This window comes from Roseateles chitinivorans (assembly GCF_050632145.1).
GTDB classification, from domain to species: domain Bacteria; phylum Pseudomonadota; class Gammaproteobacteria; order Burkholderiales; family Burkholderiaceae_C; genus Roseateles; species Roseateles chitinivorans_B.
The window spans coordinates 5,790,343-5,815,248 of the sequence record NZ_CP192577.1 but is presented as its reverse complement, the minus strand read 5'-3'; the positions used below and the strand labels follow the sequence as shown (position 1 = coordinate 5,815,248).

The 24,906-nt window shown below is 69.7% G+C and carries 22 protein-coding genes, 1 tRNA gene and 1 pseudogene; 8 read left to right on the top strand and 16 right to left on the bottom strand.

Annotated elements, in window-relative coordinates; translation table 11 throughout:
- Window positions 1-11: 11 nt before the first annotated feature.
- The 3 genes from ACQ86G_RS26665 to ACQ86G_RS26655 form a co-directional block, all read right to left on the bottom strand.
- A complete protein-coding gene (locus ACQ86G_RS26665; RefSeq protein ID WP_431258098.1) occupies window positions 12-1,049 on the bottom strand; it encodes an SDR family oxidoreductase in 1,038 nt (345 codons plus the stop codon).
- Window positions 1,046-2,053 carry an AraC family transcriptional regulator ligand-binding domain-containing protein gene (locus tag ACQ86G_RS26660; protein ID WP_431258097.1) on the bottom strand — a complete coding sequence of 336 codons (1,008 nt, stop codon included), beginning with the start codon at window positions 2,051-2,053 and terminating at the stop codon, window positions 1,046-1,048. The genes ACQ86G_RS26665 and ACQ86G_RS26660 overlap by 4 nt, the downstream gene beginning before the upstream one ends.
- 128 nt (window positions 2,054-2,181) lie before the next feature.
- Complete coding sequence (locus tag ACQ86G_RS26655; RefSeq protein WP_431258096.1) at window positions 2,182-3,129, bottom strand: MBL fold metallo-hydrolase; 948 nt, start codon at window positions 3,127-3,129, stop codon at window positions 2,182-2,184.
- A gap of 166 nt (window positions 3,130-3,295) precedes the next feature.
- Here ACQ86G_RS26655 and ACQ86G_RS26650 point away from each other — a divergent pair, with 166 nt between their 5' ends.
- Window positions 3,296-4,198, top strand: coding sequence for a LysR family transcriptional regulator (locus tag ACQ86G_RS26650; RefSeq protein WP_431258095.1), 903 nt, complete (start codon window positions 3,296-3,298; stop codon window positions 4,196-4,198).
- 21 nt (window positions 4,199-4,219) lie between these two features.
- On the opposite strand, the gene ACQ86G_RS26645 is transcribed toward ACQ86G_RS26650, so the two are convergent.
- Window positions 4,220-4,831, bottom strand: a complete 612-nt coding sequence (locus ACQ86G_RS26645) for a TetR/AcrR family transcriptional regulator (protein ID WP_431258094.1) — start codon at window positions 4,829-4,831, stop codon at window positions 4,220-4,222.
- A 90-nt stretch (window positions 4,832-4,921) separates the two neighbouring features.
- On the opposite strand from ACQ86G_RS26645, the gene ACQ86G_RS26640 reads away from it, so the two are divergent.
- The 3 genes from ACQ86G_RS26640 to ACQ86G_RS26630 are packed head-to-tail and all read left to right on the top strand — an operon-like array spanning window position 4,922 to window position 7,241.
- On the top strand, window positions 4,922-5,833 hold the full coding sequence (locus ACQ86G_RS26640; protein WP_431258093.1) for an oxidoreductase: 912 nt from the start codon (window positions 4,922-4,924) through the stop codon (window positions 5,831-5,833).
- Window positions 5,830-6,879 (top strand): alpha/beta hydrolase family protein, encoded by a 1,050-nt coding sequence (locus ACQ86G_RS26635; RefSeq protein WP_431258092.1) that lies wholly within the window; start codon window positions 5,830-5,832, stop codon window positions 6,877-6,879. Before ACQ86G_RS26640 ends, ACQ86G_RS26635 begins: the two co-directional genes overlap by 4 nt.
- The gene (locus tag ACQ86G_RS26630; protein ID WP_431258091.1) at window positions 6,876-7,241 is read left to right on the top strand and encodes a hypothetical protein; all 366 of its coding nucleotides are present in this window, start codon (window positions 6,876-6,878) and stop codon (window positions 7,239-7,241) included. The genes ACQ86G_RS26635 and ACQ86G_RS26630 overlap by 4 nt, the downstream gene beginning before the upstream one ends.
- Window positions 7,242-7,339: 98 nt before the next feature.
- Here ACQ86G_RS26630 and ACQ86G_RS26625 read toward each other — a convergent pair whose 3' ends face one another.
- From ACQ86G_RS26625 to ACQ86G_RS26610, 4 genes are all read right to left on the bottom strand, one after another.
- A complete protein-coding gene (locus ACQ86G_RS26625; RefSeq protein WP_431258090.1) occupies window positions 7,340-9,913 on the bottom strand; it encodes a di-heme oxidoredictase family protein in 2,574 nt (857 codons plus the stop codon).
- Between the two features lie 387 nt (window positions 9,914-10,300).
- A complete protein-coding gene (locus tag ACQ86G_RS26620; RefSeq protein ID WP_431258089.1) occupies window positions 10,301-11,251 on the bottom strand; it encodes a lysylphosphatidylglycerol synthase domain-containing protein in 951 nt (316 codons plus the stop codon).
- Window positions 11,248-12,642, bottom strand: a complete 1,395-nt coding sequence (gene clsB, locus ACQ86G_RS26615; protein WP_431258088.1) for a cardiolipin synthase ClsB — start codon at window positions 12,640-12,642, stop codon at window positions 11,248-11,250. Before clsB ends, ACQ86G_RS26620 begins: the two co-directional genes overlap by 4 nt.
- Window positions 12,639-13,376: an endonuclease/exonuclease/phosphatase family protein gene (locus ACQ86G_RS26610; RefSeq protein ID WP_431258087.1), complete on the bottom strand. Its 738-nt coding sequence runs from the start codon at window positions 13,374-13,376 to the stop codon at window positions 12,639-12,641. The genes clsB and ACQ86G_RS26610 overlap by 4 nt, the downstream gene beginning before the upstream one ends.
- Window positions 13,377-14,027: 651 nt before the next feature.
- On the opposite strand from ACQ86G_RS26610, the gene ACQ86G_RS26605 reads away from it, so the two are divergent.
- The 4 genes from ACQ86G_RS26605 to ACQ86G_RS26590 are packed head-to-tail and all read left to right on the top strand — an operon-like array spanning window position 14,028 to window position 17,930.
- On the top strand, window positions 14,028-14,330 hold the full coding sequence (locus tag ACQ86G_RS26605; RefSeq protein WP_431258086.1) for a TonB-dependent receptor plug domain-containing protein: 303 nt from the start codon (window positions 14,028-14,030) through the stop codon (window positions 14,328-14,330).
- Window positions 14,300-16,585 carry a TonB-dependent receptor gene (locus ACQ86G_RS26600; protein WP_431258085.1) on the top strand — a complete coding sequence of 762 codons (2,286 nt, stop codon included), beginning with the start codon at window positions 14,300-14,302 and terminating at the stop codon, window positions 16,583-16,585. The genes ACQ86G_RS26605 and ACQ86G_RS26600 overlap by 31 nt, the downstream gene beginning before the upstream one ends.
- A gap of 14 nt (window positions 16,586-16,599) precedes the next feature.
- On the top strand, window positions 16,600-17,097 hold the full coding sequence (locus ACQ86G_RS26595; protein WP_431258084.1) for a hypothetical protein: 498 nt from the start codon (window positions 16,600-16,602) through the stop codon (window positions 17,095-17,097).
- Window positions 17,025-17,930: a hypothetical protein gene (locus ACQ86G_RS26590; RefSeq protein WP_431258083.1), complete on the top strand. Its 906-nt coding sequence runs from the start codon at window positions 17,025-17,027 to the stop codon at window positions 17,928-17,930. Before ACQ86G_RS26595 ends, ACQ86G_RS26590 begins: the two co-directional genes overlap by 73 nt.
- 98 nt (window positions 17,931-18,028) lie before the next feature.
- Here the strand turns inward: ACQ86G_RS26590 and ACQ86G_RS26585 are convergent, their stop codons facing one another.
- The 8 genes and pseudogenes from ACQ86G_RS26585 to ACQ86G_RS26550 form a co-directional block, all read right to left on the bottom strand.
- Window positions 18,029-19,495, bottom strand: coding sequence for an ATP-binding protein (locus ACQ86G_RS26585; RefSeq protein ID WP_431258082.1), 1,467 nt, complete (start codon window positions 19,493-19,495; stop codon window positions 18,029-18,031).
- Window positions 19,485-20,204, bottom strand: a complete 720-nt coding sequence (locus ACQ86G_RS26580; protein WP_088408256.1) for a response regulator — start codon at window positions 20,202-20,204, stop codon at window positions 19,485-19,487. The genes ACQ86G_RS26585 and ACQ86G_RS26580 overlap by 11 nt, the downstream gene beginning before the upstream one ends.
- Before the next feature lie 286 nt (window positions 20,205-20,490).
- Window positions 20,491-21,183 (bottom strand): annotated as a pseudogene (locus ACQ86G_RS26575) (ABC transporter substrate-binding protein); the annotation flags it as partial.
- Window positions 21,184-21,794: 611 nt separating this feature from the next.
- A tRNA-Ala gene (locus ACQ86G_RS26570) sits at window positions 21,795-21,869 on the bottom strand.
- 105 nt (window positions 21,870-21,974) lie between these two features.
- On the bottom strand, window positions 21,975-22,472 hold the full coding sequence (locus tag ACQ86G_RS26565; RefSeq protein WP_431258081.1) for a hypothetical protein: 498 nt from the start codon (window positions 22,470-22,472) through the stop codon (window positions 21,975-21,977).
- Between the two features lie 308 nt (window positions 22,473-22,780).
- On the bottom strand, window positions 22,781-23,374 hold the full coding sequence (locus ACQ86G_RS26560; RefSeq protein WP_431258080.1) for a hypothetical protein: 594 nt from the start codon (window positions 23,372-23,374) through the stop codon (window positions 22,781-22,783).
- 178 nt (window positions 23,375-23,552) lie between these two features.
- Complete coding sequence (locus tag ACQ86G_RS26555) at window positions 23,553-24,095, bottom strand: C40 family peptidase (protein WP_431258079.1); 543 nt, start codon at window positions 24,093-24,095, stop codon at window positions 23,553-23,555.
- Window positions 24,095-24,721 carry a hypothetical protein gene (locus ACQ86G_RS26550; RefSeq protein ID WP_431258078.1) on the bottom strand — a complete coding sequence of 209 codons (627 nt, stop codon included), beginning with the start codon at window positions 24,719-24,721 and terminating at the stop codon, window positions 24,095-24,097. Before ACQ86G_RS26550 ends, ACQ86G_RS26555 begins: the two co-directional genes overlap by 1 nt.
- Window positions 24,722-24,906 lie beyond the last annotated feature (185 nt).

The window sequence follows — 24,906 nt, the reverse complement described above, 5'->3', positions numbered from 1 at the left end:
GCTTCAGCCTTTCAGCTCTTCAGGACGCCGCCGGCCACCATGCTCCTCGCCGCAGCCACGATCGCTTCGTCGGCGGGGCGGGGATGCCAGCCGAGCAGCGCGGCGGCCCTCGCGTTGGAGGTGCGCTTGGCACGGCCGAGGTCGTGGACGACGCTCCGCAACTCGGCCCTGAACAGCGACATGACGCGGAGCACGAGGTCGGGGATGCGACGCGTCGGCACGCGCGTGGCGCGATCGCCAAGGTCGGCGGCCCGGAGGCGGGCGGCGATCTCCGTCATCGCGAGCGCCTGGCCGTTCGACAGCAGGAATCGTTTCCCGCCGGCCTCGGGCGCGGTCATCGCGAGGAGGTGGGCGCTCGCGACGTCGCGGACGTCGACGATCGGGATGAAGAGGTTGGGCAGTCCCGGCATCGCGCCTTCGAGCAGGCGCTGGACCAGATGGTTCGAGCCGGAGATGGCCGTGCCCATGATCGGCCCCATGACGGCAACGGGCAGCATCGTCACGAGCGTCATGCCGCCGCCCTCCGCGGCGATGAAGTCCCAGGCCGCGCGCTCGGCCAGCGTCTTGCTCCTGCCGTAGGCGTCGACGCCGGGGCCGTCGAGGATGGTCCAGTCGTCCTCGGTGAACGTGTGATCGCCGCGCGGCCATCCCCAGCTCACCGCGTGGAAGGCCGAGGTCAGCACCACCCGCTTCACGCCGGCGTCCCGCGCGGCACGGAGCACGCGCAGCGTGCCCTCGCGCGCCGGGCGGATCAGGTCGTTCTCGTCGGCGACGTGGCCGGGTTGCACCGGCGAGGCGACATGCAGCACGATGTCCACCCCCTCGACGGCCTCTGCCCAGCCCGCGTCACTCATCAGGTCGGCGGCCACGAAGGTCAGCCGCTCGCCATGGGTCAGGCCGGACCGTTCGAGCGCGGCGCGCACGGCGTTCCCCTGCGTCAATGACCGGAGGGTGGCGCGGACCGTGTGTCCCTGTGCCAGCAGTTGAAGGATGCAATGTCCGGCGATGAAGCCGGAGCCGCCGGTGACCAGGACGGGCGTTGAACTCATGTCGGGGATCCTGTGTGAGGAAGGGATGGCGTCGAGGCCAGGCGCTCGCGCCAGCGCAAGGGCGTCGTCTGCTCCCAGCCGCGGAAGGCCCGGGCGAACGAATTGGGTTCCACGAAGCCGAGCAGCATCGCGATCGCGACGGTGTCGAGGTCGGTGTTGGCCAGGAGCCGCCCGGCGAGGATGCGCCGCACGGTGGCGAGCTGCTGCTGGAAGCTGGTGCCGCAGTCCGCCAGGCGGCGCTGCAGCGTGCGGCCGCTGGTGGCGAGGCGGTGGGCCACGGCCGCCGCGGTGGGGGCGTGGCCGGCGCTCAACTGCTGCGCGATGGCCACGCGCACCTGGCCCACCAGCGCGGTGAAGCCCTCGCCCTCGACGAGCGCCCGCTCAAGACCGGCCAGCACGCGCGCAAAGGCGCCGCCGTCGGCGGTGACGAACGCCACATCGAGCGATGCGCGAGGGAACACCATCGCGTTGTGCTCCGCGCTGAACACGACGGGACAGTCGAAGTGGCGACGCAGCAGCGGGCCGTCCATCGCCCGCCGCGTCAGTTCGACGCGGGTCGGCAAGACCTGACCCGCCGTGCCTTGCCGGGCCAGTTCCCTCAGCGACGCCAGGGTCGTGTCGATCAGCAGGCGCGGCACGTCGCCGCTCGCCTGGAGCCATCGGTAGCGCACGACGACCTCGTCGCGGACGGTCTCGACCTCGACCAGTTCGGGGCAGGTCAGCCGCTTGTAGCGGGACAGGGCCGCCAGCGCGCCGCGGAAGTCCGGGGCATGCAGCGCCACGATCGCCGCGACGCCGTAGCCGCGGCTGATGCCTTCGGTGCCGAAGCGCAGTCCGGCGGAGCGATCGGACAGCTCCTCGTCGAGGGCGGCCCAGAGGCGGAAGAAGTCGTCGGTGCGCCAGGCCGCCGTGGGCGCGACGCCGGCGCGGGCGCACAGCCGCTCCATCGACAGGCCGAGCTTGTCGAGGAGGTGCACGGGCACGGAGAAGGTGTCGGGAGGCATGGCGCCAGCATAGGGAGCCGCCTGTGACGCGACAAATCAGATCGCGCCAAGGCGATCCTCCGGTGACGGCCGATGGCGGCCGGTGTCGGTCGATGTCGGGCGCCCTGGCGCTCCGGCGACAGGGATGCTCACCTCACCGGCGTCATCGAGGCCGTCGAGAACTCCTTGAACAGGCCGTTCACGCTGTCCTCGACGATGTCGGGGATCCCGGTGGGATTGATGTAACGGAAGCGCGCGTTGATGCGTCGGATGGCCGCCTGCCTGGCGGCGTCGGTGAAGCCGGCGCGCGCGATCTCCTCGGCGGCGATCGCGCGGCAGGTGCGCAGATAGGTCCGCTGGTCGTCGAACATCGGCTGCTTCGGACCCGACGGGCCGTGGCCCGGATGCACGACGCGCACGTTCGGGTACATCGCGTCGAGCTTGTCCAGGATGCCCAGCCAGGCACCGGTCGCGCCTTCCTCCAACGGCCCGTGCAGGCGGTTCAGCACCACGTCGCCGATATACAGGTCGCCCGAGGCCGGCAGATAGTAGGCGGTGGTGTCGTGCGCCTCGCCCGCGCCCAGTTCGCGCGTGACGATGCTCAGGCCGTCGATGCGCAGCGTCGCGTTGGCGTCGAAGGCCTGGTCGGGCGGCACGAAGACCTGCGGGGTGATGTCCGGCGCGGCCTGCTGAGTGACGGCGTTGTAGCCGTAGGCGTCGTCGCGGATCGCGGCGATGGTGGCGGCCGAGGCGTACACGGGCGCCTCGGGGAAGGCCTCCTTGAACAGGCCGATGCCGGTGTAGTGGTCGGGATGCGCGTGGGTGATCAGGATCGCCCGGACCGGCTTGCCGACGGCGCGCACCGCCGCGACGGCCTGCGCCGCATGACGGAGGTCGCGCTGCGTGTCGATCACCACCAGCCCGCCGCCCGGCGTCTCCACCCAGTAGGTGTTCACCGTGCCGGTACCTGCGTAGGTCCACACGCCGGTCTTCGCGGCCGGAGCCGTCGTGGCCCGAGGAGCGGCACTCCATGCGGGCGCGGCGAGGAGCAGCGCGGACAGGGCCACGGCGGGCGGGACAAGACGGGACGGTGTCATGAGGACTTTCTGCTTCGGATCAGTGGGTGGGTCGTGCTGAACGCATGGCGACCTCACGGAATCAATCCGTCCGGTGCGCCGGTTCGCAGCGATCGTAGGCAGTGGGGATCCGTGCTGGTGGCGATGTCTGATCCGTGCATTGGCGAGGTTGTTTCTACAATCAGCCATGACCGATGCCTTCAACGACATCCCGGCCTTCGTGGCCGCCGTGGAAGCGAATGGATTCGCCGCGGCCGCGCGGCGCTTGAACCTGTCCCGCTCCGCCGTGGGCAAGGCCATCGCGCGATTGGAGTCGCGACTGGGCGTGCGCCTCTTCCACCGGACCACCCGCCACCAGACCCTCACCGAAGACGGCATGGCCTACTTCGAGCATTGCCTGCGCGCGATGGAGGAACTCGGTGCCGGCAAGGCGCGACTGGAGGCGGGACGCCAGGCCATCGGCGGCCGCTTGCGCGTGTCGATGCCGGTGCTGTTCGGGCGACTCTGCATCGCGCCGGTGCTGACGCGGCTGGCGGCGCTGCATCCGGATCTCGAGCTCGAACTGCAGTTCAGCGATCGCGTCGTGGACCTGATCGAGGACGGCATCGATCTCAGCATCCGCATGGGCGCGCTGGGGCCGGGCGCCGGCCTGATGACGCGCCGCATCGCGCGCGAGCAGATGGTGATCTGCGGCGCGCCGTCGGTCGCGGCGGCGGCCACGGTGAAGACCGTCGAGGACCTGTCGGCCTACCCGGCGATCGTCTACTCGCGCAACGGACGTGCCCAGACCTGGCTGTTCCCGACGGCGCAGGGCGCCCCGCTGGAACACGTGCCCAGGTCGCGCCTGAAGTTCGATGACCTGGAGGCGATGGCCGACGCGGCGGCCGCCGGTCATGGGCTCGCGTGGCTGCCGCTCTGGCTGGTCCGCGACCGGATCCGCGCGGGCGGACTGGTGCGCCTGCTCGACGCGCAGCCGACCCTGGGTTTCGACATCCACGTGCTGTGGCCGCAACTGCCGTACACGCCGCCGCGCGTGCGGGCGGCGCTCGATGCCCTGATCGCCGAGGTGCCGGTCTTCGTCTCGGAGTGATCGACGCCGCCCCGTGTCGACCTACAGCTCCGACCGCAGGCTCTCGAACGACTCCCGCAGCAACTTGGCCATCGGCTTGCGCGGGGTGGGCAGCTCGTTCCAGGTCTGCGTCGTCACCCGCATCGCGCCCATGGCCACCATGGCCACCATGCGCAGCGCCGGCCGGCGCTCCGGCTGGCGCCAGACCTCGCACAGCCGGGTGAAGAGCACCAGCTCCTGCTCCGCATAGAAGGCCTGCTTGCGCGAGTAGAGCGTCGGGCTGGACCGCATCAGCGTGTCGATGGCCTGCATCTCCTCGGAGGTGTAACGGGCCATGTGCCGGACCATGATGTCCCGCACCGCGTCCAGCGGCGGCACGTCGGGAGACGTCTTCAGCAGGTCGTCGTAGATGGCGCGCCAGTGCACGTCCTGCCAGAACAGCAGGATGTCGTCCTTGGACTTGAAGTAGGAGAAGAAGGTCCGACGTGAGATGTCCGATTCCGCGGCGATCACGTCCAGCGTCGTGCCCTCGAAGCCATGGGCGAGGAAGAGCCGCAACGCGGTCTCGGCGATGCGGTGGCGGGTCTCGCGACGCTTGCGCTCGCGCGCGCCTTCGGCGGCGTCATCGTCCGCCGTGGGAAGAGGAGGGGGCATGTGGGTGCTCTTGTGTTCGTACACCGGGTGCGCTATAAATTGCACTCGGTGCATTAATTTGTGCATCCAGTTTACTGCAGGCAAGGAACCATGGCCCCCTGGAAAGCATCGGACATTCCCTCCCAGAAAGGCCGCACGGCGGTCGTCACCGGCACCGGCGGCCTGGGTTTCCACGACGCCCTGGCACTCGCCCGCGCCGGCGCGCGGGTGATCGTCGCGGGGCGCAACCCGCGCAAGGGCGGGGCGGCCGTCGACCGGATCCGCGCGGACGTCGCGCGGGCCGATGTCCGCTTCGAGCTGCTGGACCTGGCCAGCCTCGACAGCATCGAGGCCTTCGCCGAGCGGCTCGGCGGCACGCTGGACCGCCTCGACCTGCTGATCAACAACGCCGCCGTCATGACGCCGCCGCGGCGCCAGGTGACGGCCGACGGCTTCGAGCTGCAGTTCGGGACCAACCATCTCGGCCATTTCGCGCTGACCGCACGGCTGCTGCCCTGGCTGCGACGGGGGCAGTCGCCCCGGGTCGTCAGCGTGTCGAGTGTCGCGGCACGCTCGGGCGTGCTGGACTTCGACGATCTGCAGTCCGAGCGGCGCTACAAGCCGATGGCGGCCTACGGCCAGTCCAAGCTGGCCTGCCTGATGTTCGCCTTCGAGCTGCAGCGCCGCGGCGACGTCGGGGGTTGGGGCGTCCAGAGCATCGCCGCGCATCCGGGCATCGCCCGTACCGATCTGCTGCCCAATGGCGCCGGTCCGTCGAGTCCTGAAGCGATGATCCGCCGCTTCCTCTGGTTCCTCTTCCAGCCGGCCGCGCAGGGCGCGTTGCCGACACTCTTCGCGGCCACGGCGGCAAAGGCCGAAGGCGGGCTCTACTACGGGCCGGACCGGCTCGGCGAGACGCGAGGTCATCCGACCGTGGCCCGGGTGCCGACGCAAGCCCTGGACAGGGCGGATGCGGCGCGGCTGTGGGCCGAATCGGCCCGCCTCACCGGAGTCAGTGCTTGAGCGCCGATGTCCGCGAGCCGGCGAGCGGACGTCGCCGGCAGTTGAACGCCTTGTTGCTGGCCTCCGCGCTGCCGATGCCGGCGCTGTTGCGGGCGGAAGACGCCGGTCCCGCAAGCCCGCCTTTCCGCGTGATCGATATCGACTGGTTCGACGCCGCGCGATCGCGCGCCGTGCCCGCCCGGCTGTACTGGCCGGCGCAGACGTCCTCGGCGGAGGGGGTGCCGCTGGTGGTGTTCTCGCACGGCATCGGCGGATCGCGGCAGGGCTACAGCTACCTCGGCAGGCACTGGTCGTCGAGGGGCGTCGCCAGCCTGCATGTGCAGCATGCAGGGAGCGACGTGGCCGTCTGGCGCGGCAATCCGTTCGGCATCGTGGGCCGGCTGCGTGCGGCGGCCCAGGAGAGCGAGGCCATCGCCCGCGCCGCCGACGTGCGCTTCGCGCTGGACCGGATGCTCTCCGACGAGACCGGTCCGCTGGGACAGGCGGTGGATCGCCGGCGTCTCGTGGCCGCGGGACACTCGTACGGCGCCAACACGACGCTGCTCTCGATCGGCGCGCAGGTGGTGCGGGAGGGCCGGGTGGTCACCTGCCAGGACGAGCGCTTCTCCGCGGGCATCGTGATCTCCGCGCCGCCGTTCTATGGCGAGCGTGATCTGGCGGCGGTGCTGGGACACGTGTCGGTACCGACCGTCCACATCACCGCCACCGAGGACGTGATCGAGATCCCCGGCTATCGCTCGGGCGCGGCGGACCGGCTCCAGGTCTTCGATGCGATCGGGGATCCGCGCAAGCTCCTCGCGGTGTTCCAGGCGGGATCGCACAGCATCTTCACCGACCGTTCGCTCACGGGCGGCGCCGCGCTGAATCCGAAAGTGAAGTTCGCGACGGCGGAGCTCGGACTGGCGTTCCTGGACCTCGCGTTCAAGGACGACGGCGCCGCGCTCGCGCAATGGCGCACCGCGTGGCAGCCCCTGCTGGCACGAGCACCCGCTGCGGGCTTCCCGCCGCGGCCTGTCGCGAGGCACACGGCGCTGGACGCCGCATGACGATGAACAAGTACCTGGTCTACACCACCTACGGCTGGCTCACCTTGAGCGGCACCTTGCACTTCCTCATCGACGTCGTCTCGCACGTCCTCCGGGGCAAGCACCCGCCCGGCCCGGAGACGACGCTCTATTACGGCTTGAACACGGCGTTCGCGCTGGGGCAGGTGGTGCTCGGACTCCTCGGACTGTTCCTCGCGTGGCGGGCCATGGACGTCGTCACCGCGCTGCCCGTGCAAGTCCTGACCCTCGCGGCAGGACTGGGCTGGCTGGCCGTGACCTTCCTGTTCATGGGCTACTGGGAACCCAAGCTCAACGTGGGCATCTTCTGCGCGCTGGCGTTGGCCGCGCTGGTGCTGCGCTGAACCCGGAGCGCGCCGAGAGCGCCGAGAGCGCCGAGCGCGTCGGGAGCCCCGAGCGTCTGGAGAACGGACGCGGCGCCTGAGGCGCCGCGTCGTCCCGGTCAGAGCGACTGCAGGAAGGCCAGCAGCGCCTGGCGATCCGCGGTCGACAGGGCCGAGAAGCGCTGGCGCGATTTCTCCGCCTCGCCGCCGTGCCACATCACCGCTTCCGTCAAGGTGCGCGCGCGCCCGTCGTGCAGGTAGCCGACCGCGCCGTCGTCACCCATGACGCGCTCGGTGTAGCCGATGCCCCAGAGCGGCGACGTGCGCCACATCCGGCCGGTGGCGCGACCCTCGGCGAAGCCGTCCGCGAGCTCGGGGCCCATGTCGTGCAGCAGCAGGTCGGTGTAGGGCCGGATGGTCTGGTTGCGCAGCTCCTGGAAGAGGTGGCTGGACCCGGTCTTCAGCTCCACGGTGTGGCACGCCGCGCAACGCAGGTTGCGGAAGACGTTGGCGCCGAGCGCCACCTTGGCGGGATCCACGTCCAGGTAGGACATCGGCGACACGCCCTTCGGGAATCCGCTCTTCAGGCTGCGCTGTGCCGGCACGGCGACCAGCGACAGGTACTGCGAGACCAGCAGCAGATCCTTGTCGGTCAGGCCCTTCTCCGTCTTCGACTTGCAGTGGGCCGGCCCGGCCAGGCACTCCCGGCTCGGATAGACGGAGCTCGTCACCGACATGTCTTCCAGCAACGCGGACGCCGCCTGGTGCCTCAGGCTGAACTTGCCCGCCTTCCAGCCGAAACGACCGAGACGGACACTGCCGGTGTCGGGATCGAAGACGAAGTTGGGCAGGCCCTTCACGCCGTCCTCGTCCGGCGTCGCGCGGGCGAGCGCCAGGATGTCGGCTTCCGGGACGGCTTCGAGCAGTCCGAGGCCGATGAGCGGCTGGGCCGCGCGCAGCGAGGCGATCTGCGGCGCCGGGCCCTCGAAGGCCAGCCTGGGGCTGCGCAGCTCCACCGGCGTGCCGTCGGCCAGGGCCACGGTGCGGGTGTCGAAGCTGGCGACCTTGACGCTGCGTCCCAGGTTCACCACGCCGCCGCCGGATGCGTTGCCGTTCATCTGGACGGTCGTGCCATAGCGCGGATCAGGCAGTTGCTGGCCCTTGGCGTCGAGCATCGCGGCGTGGACCGCCATCTTGTCCAGGCGTTGGGACAGCGCCGACGGCGCCGGGCTGCGGCCGTTGTTGACGTGGCAGGCGAAGCAGGAAGACTGGTTGAAGCTGGGTCCCTGCAGCCCGACGACGGCCTTGTTGACGTCGTTGCCCTTCTCGCTGTGCTCGCCGGTGGTCATGTTGCTGTGCAACAGCCGGCGGCCTTCGACGAAGCGCTGCATGTTCTGCATGCCGATGTGGTTCATCTGCTGCTGGAAGATGAAGCTGCTGCCGTCGCTGTAGTCGTAGGAGACCGAGCCGATGCCGCCCTGCAGCGTGGCGTCCGGCAGCGGGGCGTTGTTGAGCCGGGGCGCCACGCCGTACCAGGGGCGCACGCCGACGCCGACCACGTAGGTCAGTTCGGAGGTGTAGTAGTGGTGCGCCCCGTTGTCGCCGACGGCGCGCATCGCCGCCGGCGTGGAGAAGAAGGCCTGCGTGAACTCCATCGCGTCGCCGATCCTCAGTGCGCGCTTGGGGATCTTCGGACCGGACACCGGCGTGCCCGTGACGCCGTTGTTCACCGCGTAGTCGTAGAACTTCGTGGCGCCCGGGACGTCCTTGCTCGGCACCAGCACGCCGTCGGCGTTGAGGCTCAACGCATCATGGCTGGGGTACACGTCGATCGTGGCGCTGCAGCCGTCGTTCAGCACCTTGCCGGGATTGAGCAGCTTACCGTTGGGCGGGCGCGGGACGACCGGGCAGTTGGCCGAGTCCACGCCGTACAGGTCGCGATCGACCAGCTTGCCGGGCGTCATCCAGCCGAAGCCCGTGACCTTGGGTTCGTCGAAGCGATGGAAGAACGCGCGTCCGCCGGCGCGTTGCGCCTCGAGGAAGTAGTTGTTGATCTTCAGGACGGGATTGGTGACCCCGGCCACGCGGCTGTTGTCGATGATCTCGACGCCCCAGGTGCGGTTCTGGAAGTAGTTCTTGACGAAGTCCAGGCTGTGGCCTTCGCCCTTGTCCGCCGGGTTGCCCTTGCTGTCCATCGTCTCGTTCCTGCCGAAGCCGACCTCGTTCCAGGTCTCGCCGCGCTCGCGGGCGTGGCGGTGACGGCCGGTCATGCCGAAGCGGGTGACCAGCGTGCCGTCGGGCAGCGTGAACTGCGTGGACTCGATCGGTTCCTGGGACGCGGGCAGCAGCGGCACCAGGCCGGTCCCGTCGATCGGGAAGGGAATCGGCGACGTCGCCAGCACGGGCAGCGGCGCGGGCGTCACGACGGGCGGTTCCTTGCGCGCTTCGGCGGTGGCGCGCGGCTCGGGCAGATCGGGGGCGGACTCGAGCGACAGCGCCGCGCCGCTTTCGGGCGAATCCGCGTCGTTGAAAGAGACGGCGGACGCCGGGCCACCGTCGCTGGTGGCGGGCTTGACGTCGTTGCCGCCGGTGCCGCCGCCGCAGGCCGCGAGCACCGCGACCGACACGAGGCTGATCGAGAGGACGACCGACCGGTCCCATCTCGTCGGACGGTCATTCAGATTGAAAGTCAAAACACAAACTCCCTGGCTGTGGGCTTGAGAAAGCGCTTGCAGATCGCAAGACTGGGATGTACCCGACGCGCCTGGGAACGTTGGAAATATTGTGTAAGGAATCCGAGAACCTTTCGCAGGACTCGCTCCGGGGCTTCGCGTCTGCGCAGGTCAGCGCAGGAGGTGAAGGAACACCGTGGCGATCGGAGGACACGCCGTGCGCGTCTCACGGACCCGGGCCTGGGCTGGCCCTGCGTCGACGGTCTTGGCGACGTAACTGTCTCAGTCGATTGTTTGGAAACTGGCCCTGTCGATCAGGAACGATCCGTCCCGGTCAGCGGAGTCCGCAGCTCGCCAGCTTCGAACGCCCCGACGGGACGTACCGCCGCCACGAGACGGGCGGCGCGATCACCGCCTCGCCTTCGCCTCCAGCACGAAGTAGGCGACCGCGGCGATCGACAGCGGCGCGAGGTAGTAGAGCGCCCGGTACGCGATCAACGCGGCGAGCACCTGACCATGCCCCAGCGTCGGGCCGAGGAACGCGATGAACACGCCTTCGAGCACGCCCAGCCCGGCGGGCACGTGCGCGATGACGCCGGCCACCGCCGCCACCAGCAGCACGGACAGGGTGTGGCCGTAGTCGACGCCCTGCTGCAGCAGCACCCACAGCACCGCGCCCATCGTCAGCCAGTTGGCCGACGAGATGACCAGCTGCATCAGCGCGAGGCGCAGGCTGGGGACGAAGAAGTCGTGACCTCGGATCCTGAACTCGCGCCGGGGCGAGAACGCGCACAGCGCGAGGTAGGCGCTGACGACGACCCACATCAGCCCGCCCAGCCCGCGCAGCGCGGCGTCGCCGACATGCCAGTCGGGCGGCGGTTCGAGCCATCCGAAGAGGAACAGGCCGCCCGCGAGCAGGCCGTAGCCGAGCCAGTTCGAGGCCATGCTCAGCGCGAGGATCTTCGCCGGGATCGGGTGCCTCAGCCCCTCGCGCGCATACAGCCGCAGCCGCATCGCGACGCCGCCGACCAGCGAGCCGAGATTCAGGTTGAACGCGTAGCTGATGAAGGTGATCAGCATCACCCGCCGCGTCGGCACCGCGTGATGCGCCCAGCGCTTGCCGATCAGGTCGTAGCCGCTGTAGATCAGGTGGCTGAGCGCGCACAACGCCGCGCCGCCGGCCAGCACGCCCAGCGGCAGCTGCCGCAACGCATCGCCGACTTCATGCCAGTCGACCTGGCGCGCCGCCCACGCGAGCAGCGCCACCACCGCGACCGCGAACACGCCGCTCAGCCATCGACCCCAACGCCAGCGCGCCGGGCGTCGCCCCGCGGCCTCCGGCGTCGGCGTGGCACTCACGCGGCGGCCTCCTTGCTCAGGCACGGCGCGCCCGGCCCGCCTGGCGCGTCGTTCGCGTCTTGCGCGTCGGGCCCGCCGTCTTGCAAGCGATGGGCGTCCTGCCATCGCCAGGCCTGCGCGCCCGGCGTCTGCGGGGCGCTGACGACGACCGGCGTGTCGGCGACCGCCATCACCGGCTGCGTCTGCCGCGGCAATCTCGCCAGCCAGCGCGGGAAGTGGCGCATCACGTGGAAGACGAACGCGCCCATGCCGAGCCGCCACCACCAGCGATGCGCATTGGTGTGCTCGAGCTTCAGCAGCTTGCACTGGCTCTTCATCAACGGCAGGAGCTTGTCGCGCAACGCGCGGTTGAACGCGCGGTCCTCGACGATCACGTTGGCCTCGAGGTTGAGCGACAGGCTCAGCGGGTCGAGATTGCTGGAACCCACCGTCGCCCAGTGGTCGTCGACCAGCGCCACCTTGGCGTGGATCGGTCGTTCGCAATACTCGTGGATATGGACGCCGGCGCGCATCAGCTGGTCGTAGACCATCTGCGCCGCCCAGCGCGCCCAGGCGATGTCGGGTTGGCCCTGCAGGATCAGGTGGACCTTCACGCCGCGGCGCGCGGCGCGCTGCATGCTCCGCAGCAGCAGGAAGCCGGGGAAGAAGTAGGCGTTGGCGATGATCACCTCGCGCTGCGACGCGTGCAGCGCGAGGCGGTACATGCGCTCGATGTCGTCACGGTGGCGGTGGTTGTCGCGCGTGACGATGACCGCCTTGGCCTGGCCGGCGGCCGACGTCCTCGTGTCTCCGGTGGACGGATCGCTCTTGCGGGGCTCCTGCGCGCGGCTCGGCCACCAGCGTCGCTGTGCCGCCGGTCCGGCGGAGGGCGTCTGCGGTGTCGCGGTCGCGAGGATCTCCCCCGTCACGCGCCGCAGCTGCGCAACGACGGGCCCCTGCACGCGCACCGCATAGTCCTGCTTGGCCTCGGGGCCGAAGTCGAGCAGGTGGTCCGCCGAGTAGTTGATGCCGCCGATGAATCCGGTCTCCCCGTCGACGACGACGATCTTGCGATGCAGCCGGCGGAACGGCTTCAGCCGGCGCGACAGCTTGGGCGGCGGATCGAAGACGTGCAGCCGCACGCCCGCGTCGGTGAGCCCGGTCACGAAGTCCATCGACAGCTCGGGCGAGCCGAATCCGTCCACCGTCATGTCCACGCGCACGCCGCGCTTCGCGGCGGCGATGAGCACCTCGCGCAAGGCCAGGCCGACCTTGTCCTCGAACAGGATGAAGGTCTCGATGAGGACCTCGTGTTTCGCGCCCTCGATCGCGGCGAAGACGGCGGGGAAGAACTCCTCGCCGTTCTCGAGCAGGTCCAGGTCGTTGCCGGCACTCCAGTCGGGGCGTTTCACAGGCTGATCTCCGCGGCCAGGGGCGCGTGGTCGGACAGGTGCGACCACGGCTTGCGCGGCAGCACGATCGGATGCTGCACCGCCGCGCCGCGCACGTAGATGCGGTCCAGCGCCAGCAGCAGGAAGCGCGACGGGAAGGTCCGTGCCGCGGAGCCGTACGACTTGACGAAGACCTCGGCGAGACCGGCGCAGCCGCTGAGCATCTTGTGCGCCCGCTGGCGCCAGTCGTTGAAGTCGCCGGCGACGATCACCGGGTCGCCCGGCGGCAGGCTGTCGATCACATGGCACAGGCGCTCGACCTGGCGCTGGCGGTGCGACTCGCGCAAGCCCAGGTGGACGCAGATCGCGTGCAGCTCGCGGCCGTCGGCGAGCTTGAGCACGCTGTGCAACAGGCCGCGGCGTTCCGGGCCCTCGATGGACACGTCGTGGTTGGTGTGACGCGTGATCGCGAACTTGGACAGCAGGGCGTTGCCGTGGTGACCCTGCGGATAGACCGCGTTGCGGCCGTACGCGAAGTCGCTCCACAGGCTGTCCGCGAGGAATTCGTAGTGGGGGCCCCGAGGCCAGTCGGCGATCCGGGCGGCATGCAGTTCATGCTCGCCGAGCACTTCCTGCAGGAAGACGACGTCGGCGGAGACGGCCCGCACCGCCTCCCGCAGCTCGTGCAGGATGAAGCGGCGGTTGAAGAAGCCGAAACCCTTGTGGAGATTGACGGTGAGGACGGTGAATTTCATGACTTGCCTGAACGGCAAGCCCTGTGCCCGTCATGGATTCAGAGGTCGTCGGACTTGAGCATCATGGGGCCGACGCACAGGACCCCGAAGGTGAGCGCGAACGCGCCCACGAGAATCGCGCCGATCAGTTCAAGCATGGGGTGCTCCTGGTGGCGGTGCCGCAGCGCGGCGGGCTCCCGGCTCTCCGGGCGCGAGGCCCGGGTCACCGGGTGGGAGCGATCAATACTAGACCTGTCGGACGCCACGTCGCAATCGCGTCGGACGGAGTCCCACCGCTCGTTTGGGGGATTCCGGACCCGGGTTGCGCAATCCTTCCAACCGTGCTCGGAACGGGCCCGATGTGAGGCGGCGTGCCGTACGCGTCCGGCAAGGGCGTACCGAGCGCAAAGTGCTGCAGTGAGCGTGCAAAGAGGGTGCGACGACGTTGCGAAGACGTTGCAAAGCGGGCTCGACCTGACCCTGTCTTGCGCCAACGTAACGTCGGTGCAATGAAGTCCTGCAAAGCGCAACGCGGCGCTCCGGGCGGGGGCAGCGCCACTAGATTGCGGGCACTCGTTGCCCAGGAGCATCTACGTGGCCAAGCCTCTCCCCAAGCGTCTTCCCCAGGCTCAATGCAAGCCTCAATCCAGGCAGGCGCCCAAGCCTCTCCTGTTGCCCCGCCTCATCGGCCTGGCGCTGGGCGCCGCGGCGTTCGCCTCCGCCAACGCACAGGAGGCGAACCAGCAGTTGGACACCGTCGAGGTCCGCGGCGTGCGGGCCACGCTGAAGAAGAACCTGGCCGAGAAGCGCGAGGCGCAGAACATCGTCGACAGCATCAGCGCCGAGGACGTGGGCAAGTTCCCCGACAAGAACGTGGCCGACTCGCTGCAGCGGGTGCCCGGCATCTCGGTGGACCGCATCTGGGGGAGGGCAAGGCCATCTTCGTGCGCGGCACCGACAAGAACCTCAACATGACGCAGCTCAACGGCCAGGCCGTGGCCTCGTCCGAGTGGTGGCTGAACGAGCCGCAGACGCGCAGCTTCAACTACGACGTGTTGCCCTCCGAGATCGTCGGCAGTCTCGATGTCTTCAAGAGCCCGTCGGCCGACCTGGATGAAGGCTCCATCGGCGGTCTGGTCATCGTGAAGACGCGGCGGCCGCTGGCCTTCAAGGACCCGCTGACGGTGCAGGTCGCCGCCGAGGCCATGTACAGCAAGCTGCCCGGCAAGACCGACCCGCAGCTCTCGGGCCTGCTGAACTGGAAGAACGACGCCAAGACCTTCGGCGTGCTGCTGGCCATCAGCAGCCAGAAGCGCCACATGCGCCGCGACGGTCTGGAGCAGTTCTCCGACGGCAAGTACGACGTGAAGGACCAGAACGGCGGCGTCACCAACGCGTACGCCTCCTGGGGCGGCGGCTCGGCCATCTTCCGCCAGGAGCGCGAGCGCACGACGACCAACCTCGCGCTGCAGTTCCAGCCCAACCCGGCCACCGATCTCGTGCTGAACCTGATGGATTCGGACATGAAGATGAACAACAACAACCAGAACTACCTCTGGCAGGCCGGCGGCCTAGCGGTGGGCGGCGTCATCAGCGCCGTCGACCCGAAGTTCATCACCGTGGCCGACGGCAGCAAGGCGCTGGTCGGCGGCACCTTCGGCCCCAAGACCGGCGTGTCCTTCGAGCCCATCTACCGCGAGAGCTACATCAAGTCGCGCGTGGCCGACCTCGACGGCACCTATCAGGGCGGCAGCTGGCAGCTGCACGGCCAGGTGGGCACGACCAACAGTTCCGGCGGCAGCAAGCACGACCGCCATTTCTGGATGGAAGGCGACACGCGCACGACGATCTCGCTGGGGCCGGATCACTACGGCGTGAAGTACCTCGACATCAACCCGCTGGATCCGAACGCGCTGACGCTCAAGTCCGGCGACGACCGCATCCGTCGCATGGATGCCAAGGAGAACTACGCGCAGGGCGATGTCACCTTCGACATCGACGGCAGCCTCGTCAAGGCGGTGAAGGTCGGCGTCAAGCTGCGCGACAACACGCTGAAGAACACCCGCATCCAGGGCACGGCCGGGCCGGGCTCGCCGGGCTGGCAGTCGTTCTCGCTGGCCGACCTGTCCACCGGTCCCTCGCCGTCGCTGAGCCAGGCCGCGGGCACGTCCGACGCGCTGCGGCAGTACGCCTGGTTCGACGACGGACTCGTCGCGAGCAAGGGCATCCCGATGTTTGACCAGGCGATGGTCTACAAGGACGTGCTCAACGAGAACTACAAGATCCACGAGCGCATCGGCGCCGTGTATGCCAAGGCCGACTTCTCGGTGGCGAAGTTCCGCGGCGACGTCGGCCTGCGCGTCGTGCGCACGCAGCAGACCTCGGACGGCTATCTGGGCAATGCCAGCGGCGGCTTCTCGCCCACCAGCGTCGACCACAACTACACCGACGCGCTCCCCAGCCTGAACGTCGTCTACGACCTCAGCAAGGAGGTCGTCCTGCGCGGCGCGGTCTCGCGCGCCATGGCCCGCCAGACCTTCGACCTGCTCAGCCCGGGCCTGCGCCGCGACGGCACCGTGCTGTCCAAGGGTTATGCCGGCAATCCGCTGCTCAAGCCCGTGCACGCCAACCAGGCCGAGATCGGCGCCGAGTGGTACTACGCCGATGCGGCGCTGGTCTCGGGCACCTTCTTCATCAAGAAGCTGGACACCTTCACCTACAAGGCGTCCAAGTCCGAGCAGGTGGGCAGCGAGACGCTGACGGTGGAACGCCCCTACAACGCCGACAACGGCGCCGACATCAAGGGCTTCGAGCTGCAGTGGCAGCAGCCCTTCGGCAACACCGGTTTCGGCACCGTCGTGAACTACACCTTCACCGACGCCAAGGCCGGCGCCGTCGCCGGCCAGCCGCGGCTGAAGGTGCTGGGCAACTCGCGCGACCAGTTCAACTTCAGCGGCTACTACGAGCGGGGCGGCATCACGCTGCGCGTGTCCTACAACTACCGCTCCAAGAGCTACGGCAACGTGGAGATGGGCGGCCAGGTCGTCAACGCCGCCTACGGCCAGTGGGACGCGTCGGCCAGCTGGGACGTGACGCGCAACATCGCGCTCTACGCCAGTGCGGTGAACATCAACAACGAGGTCATCAAGTCCAACACCGTGGACGGCATCCCCATCGGCATGTACGAGAACGGCGCGCGCTACAGCGTCGGCGTCCGGGCCAAGTTCTAAGGATCGAACGCCGCATGCACACCACCACCCTCGCATCCCCGGCACGTCAAGGCGTGCTGCTGCCCATGATCTTCATCGGGCTGATGTTCTTCATCCTCGGCTTCGTCACCTGGCTGAACGGCTCGCTGATCCCCTTCCTCAAGATCGTCTGCGAGTTGAACAACTTCCAGGCCTTGTGGGTGGCGTTCGCCTTCTACATCGCCTACACGGTGATGGCGCTGCCGTCGGCGGCCGTCCTGGCACGCATCGGCTACAAGCGGGGCATGACGGCCGCCCTGGGCGTCATGGCCATCGGCGCACTGGCCTTCATCCCGGCCGCGCGCTCGGGCCAGTACGCGATCTTCCTCGCGGCGCTGTTCACGCTCGCGAGCGGCATGACGCTGATGCAGACGGCCATCAACCCCTACATCGTCTGCATCGGCGCGCGCAGAGCGCGGCCATGCGCATCTCGATCATGGGCCTGTTCAACAAGGGCGCCGGCATCGTCGTGCCGCTGGTGTTCTCGGCGCTGATCCTGTCGGGCATGGAACGCTTCTCCGAGCCGGCCCTCGCGGCGCTGGACGCCGCCGGCCGCGAGGCGCTGCGCAACGAGCTGTCTCAGCGCCTGGTCGTGCCCTACGCGGTGATGGCGGCGGGGCTGCTGGTCTTCATGGCCCTGATCCACTTCTCGTCGCTGCGCGAGCCCGATCTGGACGAAGAAGAGGCGCCGTCGGGGACGCGTCCGGAAGGCGTGAAGCGCTGGGGCGTGTTCCAGCATCCGCAGGTCGTGCTCGGCGCCATCGCGCTGTTCGGCTACGTCGGCGTGGAGGTGATCGCGGGCGACACCATCGGGCTCTACGGCCGTGAACTCGGGGTGGCGCACTACGGGGTGCTGACGTCCTACACCATGGGCTTCATGGTGCTGGGTTATCTGCTGGGCGTCGCGCTGATCCCGAAGTGGATGTCCCAGCGCACCGCGCTCATCCTGTCGGGAGCGGGCGGCATCGCGTTCGTGCTCGGGGTCGCCCTGTCGTCGCCGACGTCCTCCGGCGTCTCGCAGGCGCTGCTGGGTTGGGCGGGCGTGCCCACCGTGCCCGACACGGTCTTCTTCCTGGCGATGCTGGGCCTGTCCAACGCGCTGGTGTGGCCGTCGATCTGGCCGCTGGCGCTGGAGGGCCTGGGCAAGTACACGGCCGCCGGTTCGGCGCTGCTCATCATGGGCATCGCCGGCGGCGCGCTGATCCCCATGCTCTACGGCCATCTCGCCGACGTGACCAGCCCGCAGCTCGGCTACTGGGTCATGCTGCCCTGGTACGGGCTCATCCTGTTCTACGCGCTGTTCGGCAGCCGCCTGCGGCGTTGGTGAAGGCGGTGCCCTTCCTGCTCCCTCTCCCGCTTGCGGGAGAGGGCGAGGGTGAGGGCCAGCGGCGGTGGCAGTACGGCGGTGCGAGCGGCAGTGAGGGCTCAGCCCGCAGGGAGGGCGACACGGACCTCGAATCCGCCCGCCGGATGATTTCGGAAGCGCACCGTGCCGCCGTGGTCGGCCACGATCTCGCGCACGATGGACAGGCCCAGCCCCAGGCCTTCCTTGCGAAGGCTGGCGCCGTGCTCCAGCCGCGTGTAGGGCTGGCCCAGCAGGGCGAGCGCGCCGTCGGGCACGCCGGGTCCGCGGTCCCGCACGGTGACGAGCACGAGGCCCGCCTCGTCGCTGCCCACGCTCACTTCCACCGCCTGCCCGGCATCGCCGTAGAACATCGCGTTGTCCAGCAGGTTGCCGAGGGCGCGCTTGAGCGCCAGCGGCTTGCCGAACACGGTCAGCGGCTCGTTCTGCAGCTCGATCCGGTGCCCGCCCATGCGCGCGTCCCGCACCATCTTCTGAAGGACCAGGTCGATGCGCAGCGGGGCGCGGTTCTCGTGGATGTCGGTGTCCTTCACGATCTGCAGGGCGGTCTTCACCATCATGTCCAGCTCGTCGAGGTCCTCATGGAACTCGTCCTGCACGGCGGTGTCGTCCAGCAGCTCGCTGCGCAGCCGCAGGCGCGTGATCGGCGTGCGCAGGTCATGCGAGATGGACGCGAACAGCCGCTCGCGATCGCCGATGTAGCGCCGGATGCGCTCCTGCATGTCGTTGAAGGCCTCGATGGCCTGGCGCACCTCCTGCGTGCCGCTGACGGGCAGCGGCTTGGGCGCCACGCGCCGGCCCACGCGCGCGGCCGCCTGGCTCAGCCCCGCCAACGGCCGCGTGATCGCGCGCACGGCGATCAGCGTCAGCAGCACGGCCAGGCCCAGCGCGAGCAGCTGCGGGGTCAGTCGTTGCCAGGTGAAGAACTCCAGCTGTTCCAGGTAATACGGGTCGGGGAGGGTGCTGCTGAGGTAGAGCCACACCCCCGGCTCGGTCTCGGCCTGGATGACGAGGAAGGGCGCCGGCCGCTCGACGGCGATCAGCGAGGGTTCCACCCAGCTCTCCGGCAGATCGCTGAGCAGCGCGCCGCTGGGCGCCACCGCCAGGCCGATGGGCGAGGCCAGCGCGACGTGGACCGGCGTGCCCGGCGGGAGCTGCGCCGTCAGTTCCTGCGTGACCCGCTGCTCCAGCAGGCGCGCCATGGGCTGGCCGGGCAGCGGCGTCACCGTCACCGCGGCGTTGTTGAAGAAGACCTGGAAGCGCGTGCCGCCCATGGTGCGCAACTGCTCGATGAGCAGCGGCCGGTAGGCGGCGGGCAGTTCGCGCAGGGCCCGCACGGCGCCCATGGCGCCGCTGGTCACGTGATGGGCGGCCTGCTCCGTCTGGCGCCGCACGCGCTGCTCGATCTGGCTGTACCAGACGAGGTTGACCGTGAGCTGCACCAGCGCCAGGCCGCCCAGCATGGCCAGCACGAAGCGGCCTTGCAGGCTGTCGAAGAGGAACTTGCGGGCCCGCAACTCAAGGCGCATGCCGCGGGGTCACGGTCGTCGAGAACACATAGCCCGAACCGCGCACGGTCTTGATCAGCGCGGGCTGCTTGCCGTCGTCCTGCAGGCGTTGGCGCAGCCGGCTGACCTGCACGTCCAGCGAGCGGTCCAGCGGCCCCAGGTCGCGTCCGCGGGTGACCTCGGCCAGGCGGCTGCGGTCCAGCACCTCGCCGGGGTGCTCGACGAGCAGCTTGAGCAGTTGGAAGTCCATGCCCGACAGCGCCGTGGCGGTGCCGTCCGGGTCGACCAGGCTGCGCTCGAGCAGGTCCAGCGTGAAACCGTTGAAGGCGTAGTAGCGCGGCTCCCTGGTCTTCTCCTGACCGGTGCGGCGCGTGATGGCCTTGATGCGTGCCAGCAGCTCGCGCGGATTGAAGGGCTTGCCGAGGTAGTCGTCGGCGCCCAGTTCCAGGCCGACGATGCGGTCGGTCTCGTCCGCGCTGGCCGTCAGCATGATGACCGCCACCTCGGAGCGTCGGCGCACCGACTGGCACAGCGTGAAGCCTTCGGTGTCGGGCAGCATCACGTCGAGGATGCACAGGCTGATCTCGTCGCGGTGGCGCTCGAACTCGGCCATGAAACTGGCGCCGTCGTGGGCCAGCAGCACCTCGTACTGGTTCTTCTCGAGGTAGGTCTTCAGCAGGCTGCGGATCTTCTGGTCGTCGTCGACGATCAGGATTTTTCTCGGGGTCATGGGGGGCTTTCCGTGGGCTCAGCGCGCGCAGCAGGCCCTGCAGCTTGCGCTGGGCGGCGGCGGGCGTCTGGCTGGGGTCCAGCGCGAAGCGGTGGACGGTTTCGATGATGGCGTTCTTGCCGATCTCGCCGAAGGCCATGCGGTGCACGAGGCTGGGCACGCGCGGCGTGGCGGGGTTGGCGAAGAGGTGGAAGGAGGCCTGCGCGCAGGGGTCCAGTTCGTCCACCGGCACGTCGCGGCGCACGGGGATGGAGCCCTTGATGCGGTTGTAGCCCAGCTGCAGCGTGGCGCTGCCGAGCAGCTCGGCCATCTTCTCCTGGTCTGCCTGGCTGCCGCCGTTGCCGGCCAGCATGGCCAGCGTGTCGATGCTGTAGAGATGGGCCTGGGCGGTGCCGGGCACGGCTTTGCAGGTGAAGTCGCGTTCGCCTTCCAGTCCCATCACGCCCAGCTCGCCGCGGGCCCAGTCGCCCATGATCATCATGGCGCCGCGTTCGCTGGCGAAGTCGGCGACGACGTCGGTCCAGGGCCGCTCGCCGGGCGCGACGCCGCTGGCGGGCAGGGCGAGGTTGCGCCAGTTGCGCAGGCGTCTGAGCGCGCGCTCCAGCGCCGGGTCGTCGAAGGCGCTGAGGTCGCGCTGCTCCAGCATGCGGCGGTACAGGGCCGGGCCGGCCTCGCTGAGCAGCATGGCTTCGAAGACGGTGGCCACCTGCCACGGTTCGTCGCTGAATGCCACCGGCGTGACGCCGGCAGCGCGCAGCTTGATCGCGGCGCGCTCCAGGCCGTCCCAGTCCTCGGGCGGGGCGATGCCGTGACGCTTCAGCAGCGCCTTGTTCAGGTAGAGGTTGTTGATGCGCTGGATGCCCAGCGGCGCCGCGACGATGTGGCCGCGCACCGTGACCTGGGCCATGACCTGCGGGAACATGACCGAGGACCAGTTGCGCTTCGCCGCCACGCCGTCGAGTTCCAGCAGCAGGCCCATGTCGGCCCACTCGTTCATGGAGGCGCCGTTGAGCTGGGCCACCTGGGGCGCCCTGCGGCGCAGGATGCGTTCGTTCAGCACCTTGATGGCCGGGCCGCCGCCGCCGCCCGCGACGGCGCCGTCGACCCATCTCAGGCCGTTCTCGGCCATGCGCGAGGCGACGTGATTGGCCGCGGCCCGCTCGCTGGCGGACGTCCACCAGTGCAGCACGCTCAGCTCACCGGCGCCCTCTGCGGAAGGGGCGGGCGCGATCGGCCCGGCCACCGGCCCGGCCGCCATGACCGCGCAACTCCAGGGCAACACCGCCAACGCCACCATGCGCCGCATCTTGCGGGTTGCCCGGCAGGGCCAACCTTGCGTTTTGTACGACCGCTGTAATGTTGTGTGACTCAAGGACGCCGCCGACGACAGGGAGGCGTGGATTGTCTTGAGCGGGGCGCCGGATGGCGATTGGGGCTTTACCGCGAGACGGCGGCGTCGGGCGCGCGAAAGGAAGTTCGGCTGTCCGGCCCCTGGCGCGCCGACGGTTCTCTAGGGACCTGGCGGACCCTGAAGCTGGCGCGCCAAAAGAAAGGGGTCGCACTTTTCGGTGCGACCCCTTCCGGATCTGTTGGTGGAGAGGAGGAGGATCGAACTCCCGACCTTCGCATTGCGAACGCGACGCTCTCCCAGCTGAGCTACCCCCCAACGAAGACATCGACTATAGCAGAGATTTCACGGCGACTGCCAAGTCGGCGCGGGCGGCATGGAGTTCACGCAACACCTGGCACCCGCGTCGGCGCGCGCCGGACTCACCAGCGGCAGCCCTTGTCGCGGGCGGCATCGCGCACCAGCGGCACCACCGCCAGCAAGCCCTTGTCCGCGTAGGCCTTGCGGCATTCCTGCTGGCCGGCCTCGCGCATCTTCTCGGCCAGCGCGTCCTTGTCCTCGGGCGGCTTGGGTACCGCCGAGATCACGCCGGAGGGCGTCCCGCGCGGCCGCATCGGACCGCGCGCGGCGTTAATGTCGAGGTTGAGCTTCGGGGCGTTCGGCGGCGTCGAGGCGGGCGTCGCCACGTCGTGGCCGGTGCGCGCGCCGGCGTCAGGGGCGCCGACGCTGGGTTGCGTCGTCGTGGGCGTCGTCGAGCCGTCGAGCGAAGTCCGATTGGCGGGTGTCGGCGTCGAGGACGGCGTCGTGGAGACCCGAGGCTGTGCAGGGGTGGGGCTGGGTGCCGGCGTCGCAGCGGCAGGCGGCGTCGGCGCCGGGCTGGGCGCAGGCGTGGGTGTCGGCGTGGGGGCAGGTGATGCCACCGGAGGCGCGGGTGTCGGCGCAGGCTGAGGGACTGCCGCGGGCGCCGCGGTCAGCGGTGGGAGCTCGGCGGGGGCCTTGAGTTCCGTCGGGACAGGCGGTGTCGGCGTCCGCTCGATCGGCGAGCGGTCGATGCGTCTCACCGTCGTTGGCGTCTCGCTCAGGAGGGGTGCGGGACGTTCCGGCAACTGCAGCGTCGGTGACGGCGCCTGCAAGGACTCCGTCGGCACCGTGGGACGCGCGGGGGCCGTCTCGCGAGCGGTTGGAGCGATGCGCGTCGGCGCTGCCACCGTCGATTCGACAGGCGTGGTCAGCGTCGTGACCGCGGGCGCTGGCTCCACGACGGCGGGTGCCGGCGTAGGCAGAGGCGAGGGCGTCTGCGCTGCGGTCGGCGCCGGTGTTGGTGTCGGTGTCGGTGTCGGTGTCGGTGTCGGTGCGGGGACGGGTGTTGGCGCCGGCGGCGCTGGCTGGGGGTCGGCGCGGGTGCCGGCGTCGTGGCGGCCGGTGGCGCGCTGCGATCGGCAGGCGCATCGCCGGTCAGCTCGTCGCCGGGTTGCTGCCGCCATTGCCCCTGGCGCGCGGCGCCGGGCGTCTTCTGTTCTTCCGGGGTCGGTGGTCGTTCGCGCACCGCGCCGCCGGAACGCGGCTGTTTCGCCTCGCCGACCGGTCCGCGTTCGGGCAGCACGACGGCGGGTTCGCCCGAACCGGGCTCGTAGCGATCGCCCTGGAGTCTCACGTTCAGCGGGCCCCAGGCGCCTTCGCCGGGTTTCGCCGATCCGCCGGGCGCGTTGCCGATGGCCACGAGCAGCAGCACGTGCAGCAGCACGGCCAGCAGCAGGGCCTGCCCCATCTGGTCGGGGGCGCGGTGCAGCGGTGTCTGGGCGGGATCGAGGACGGCGGACAAGGTGGATCGCGGAGGATCGCGGCGGACGGCGCTGGGGCGCAGCATAGCCGGGATCAACCGGCGGCCGTGTCAGGGCTTGTCTTCATGAGGGCCGCGTCGGCGCGGCGGTCGAGGCCTCGAAAGGGGCGAGGTCGCCGGGCGCCGTGGCCCGCCCGGATTCCAGGATCAGATGCCCGGATCAGGTGCCCGGATTGGCCTGGTTCAGATCGGCGCGGCGCGCGCCGGTGAACCGCTTGGCCCAATACGCTTCGCGCATGTCCTCGACGCGCACCGCACCGCCGACGCGCGGCGAATGGATGAACTTGCCTTCGCCGACGTAGATGCCGACGTGCGAGAAGGTCGCGCGCATCGTGTTGAAGAAGACCAGGTCGCCGGGCTTGAGGTCTTCCTTCTTGATCGGGACAAGGCTGGACAGCTTGGCCTGCTCGTCGGCGCGGCGCGGCAGCACCAGGCCCACACTCATCTCGAAGATGTGGCGCGTGAAGCCGCTGCAGTCGAAGCCGTTGTTGACCGAGTTGCCGCCACGCTTGTACGGCACGCCCAGGAAGTTCATCGCCGACAGCACCAGGTCCGAGGCGTTGTCGCGCACCCGGTTCAGCAGGCCCGGCGCGGCGGCGTCCGCCGAGGCGGGCGACTGCTGCGCCTGCGCGACGATGCCGCGCTGCTGCAGGAAACGGGCGACGGACTCGCTGGCGTTCGCGTTGCCGGCGGCCGCACCCATCAGGGCGGTCGGCGGCAGCGAGGGGGCGTGGTCGTGGCGGGCGAGGCCGGCGCGATCAGCGCGGCGGCGGTGCCCGCGGCGGCGACGGTCGTCGCGACCGCCGCGGCACCGGCCGGCGAGCGCATCAGGCTCTGGCCGTAAGCGCCCATCATCGTGCCGGCAGGCGGCGCGACCTCGGTCCTGGTGTCCGCGACCTTCGCGTCGGCCTTCGTCGGCGTCGGCTTGTCGGCGGTCTTGGCGTCCGGCCTGGACGAAGCGACCTTGTCGGCGATCGCCTTGTCGGCAGCGCCCTTGTCGATCGCGCCCTTGTCCGCAGCGCCCTTGTCGGACGCGGACTTCTCGGCGACGGTCTCGGCCGCCGGCGACTTGTCGTCGTCGGCCTTGGTCTTCTTGTCCTTGCCGGCGTCCTTGGCCGCGACCGGCTTCGAGGATTTCGCGTCCTTCGAGGCCTTCGCCGTCGGCTTCGCGTCCGCGGACTTCTTCGCCGCCGGCTTGGCGGCGGCCTTAGCCGGCGCGGCCTTGGCCTGCGCCTTCGGCTTGTCGTGCGACTCGTTGGTGGACGAGGTCGACTGTTGCGCCCAGCAACTACCGCCCGCGAAGACGCAAATCAGCCCCAGTGCGGCCATGGCGCGCTGGAGCTTCTTGTGTCGGGGGGCGGAGCGGAAAGGGCGAGCAGTTGTCATCGTTCTTGGGCGCGGAGACTAGGCACCATCTCCGCACCGGTCAAGCGCGAATCCCCGCAGGACCGCGCTTGGCTAGGGAAAGTCCGGGCGTGGCCACGAGACCCTTCCCAGGAAAACCCGGATTGGAC

Coding starts and splice junctions, on each gene's coding strand:
- ACQ86G_RS26630 (WP_431258091.1), top strand. CDS start 6,876: ATGACGATGAACAAGTACCTGGTCTACACCACCTACGGCTGGCTCACC.
- ACQ86G_RS26585 (WP_431258082.1), bottom strand. CDS start 19,495: ATGCGCCTTGAGTTGCGGGCCCGCAAGTTCCTCTTCGACAGCCTGCAA.
- ACQ86G_RS26550 (WP_431258078.1), bottom strand. CDS start 24,721: ATGGCCGCACTGGGGCTGATTTGCGTCTTCGCGGGCGGTAGTTGCTGG.
- ACQ86G_RS26650 (WP_431258095.1), top strand. CDS start 3,296: ATGACCGATGCCTTCAACGACATCCCGGCCTTCGTGGCCGCCGTGGAA.
- ACQ86G_RS26610 (WP_431258087.1), bottom strand. CDS start 13,376: ATGAAATTCACCGTCCTCACCGTCAATCTCCACAAGGGTTTCGGCTTC.
- ACQ86G_RS26590 (WP_431258083.1), top strand. CDS start 17,025: ATGCGCATCTCGATCATGGGCCTGTTCAACAAGGGCGCCGGCATCGTC.
- ACQ86G_RS26645 (WP_431258094.1), bottom strand. CDS start 4,831: ATGCCCCCTCCTCTTCCCACGGCGGACGATGACGCCGCCGAAGGCGCG.
- ACQ86G_RS26555 (WP_431258079.1), bottom strand. CDS start 24,095: ATGGGTGCGGCCGCCGGCAACGCGAACGCCAGCGAGTCCGTCGCCCGT.
- ACQ86G_RS26580 (WP_088408256.1), bottom strand. CDS start 20,204: ATGACCCCGAGAAAAATCCTGATCGTCGACGACGACCAGAAGATCCGC.
- ACQ86G_RS26595 (WP_431258084.1), top strand. CDS start 16,600: ATGCACACCACCACCCTCGCATCCCCGGCACGTCAAGGCGTGCTGCTG.
- ACQ86G_RS26665 (WP_431258098.1), bottom strand. CDS start 1,049: ATGAGTTCAACGCCCGTCCTGGTCACCGGCGGCTCCGGCTTCATCGCC.
- ACQ86G_RS26660 (WP_431258097.1), bottom strand. CDS start 2,053: ATGCCTCCCGACACCTTCTCCGTGCCCGTGCACCTCCTCGACAAGCTC.
- ACQ86G_RS26655 (WP_431258096.1), bottom strand. CDS start 3,129: ATGACACCGTCCCGTCTTGTCCCGCCCGCCGTGGCCCTGTCCGCGCTG.
- ACQ86G_RS26640 (WP_431258093.1), top strand. CDS start 4,922: ATGGCCCCCTGGAAAGCATCGGACATTCCCTCCCAGAAAGGCCGCACG.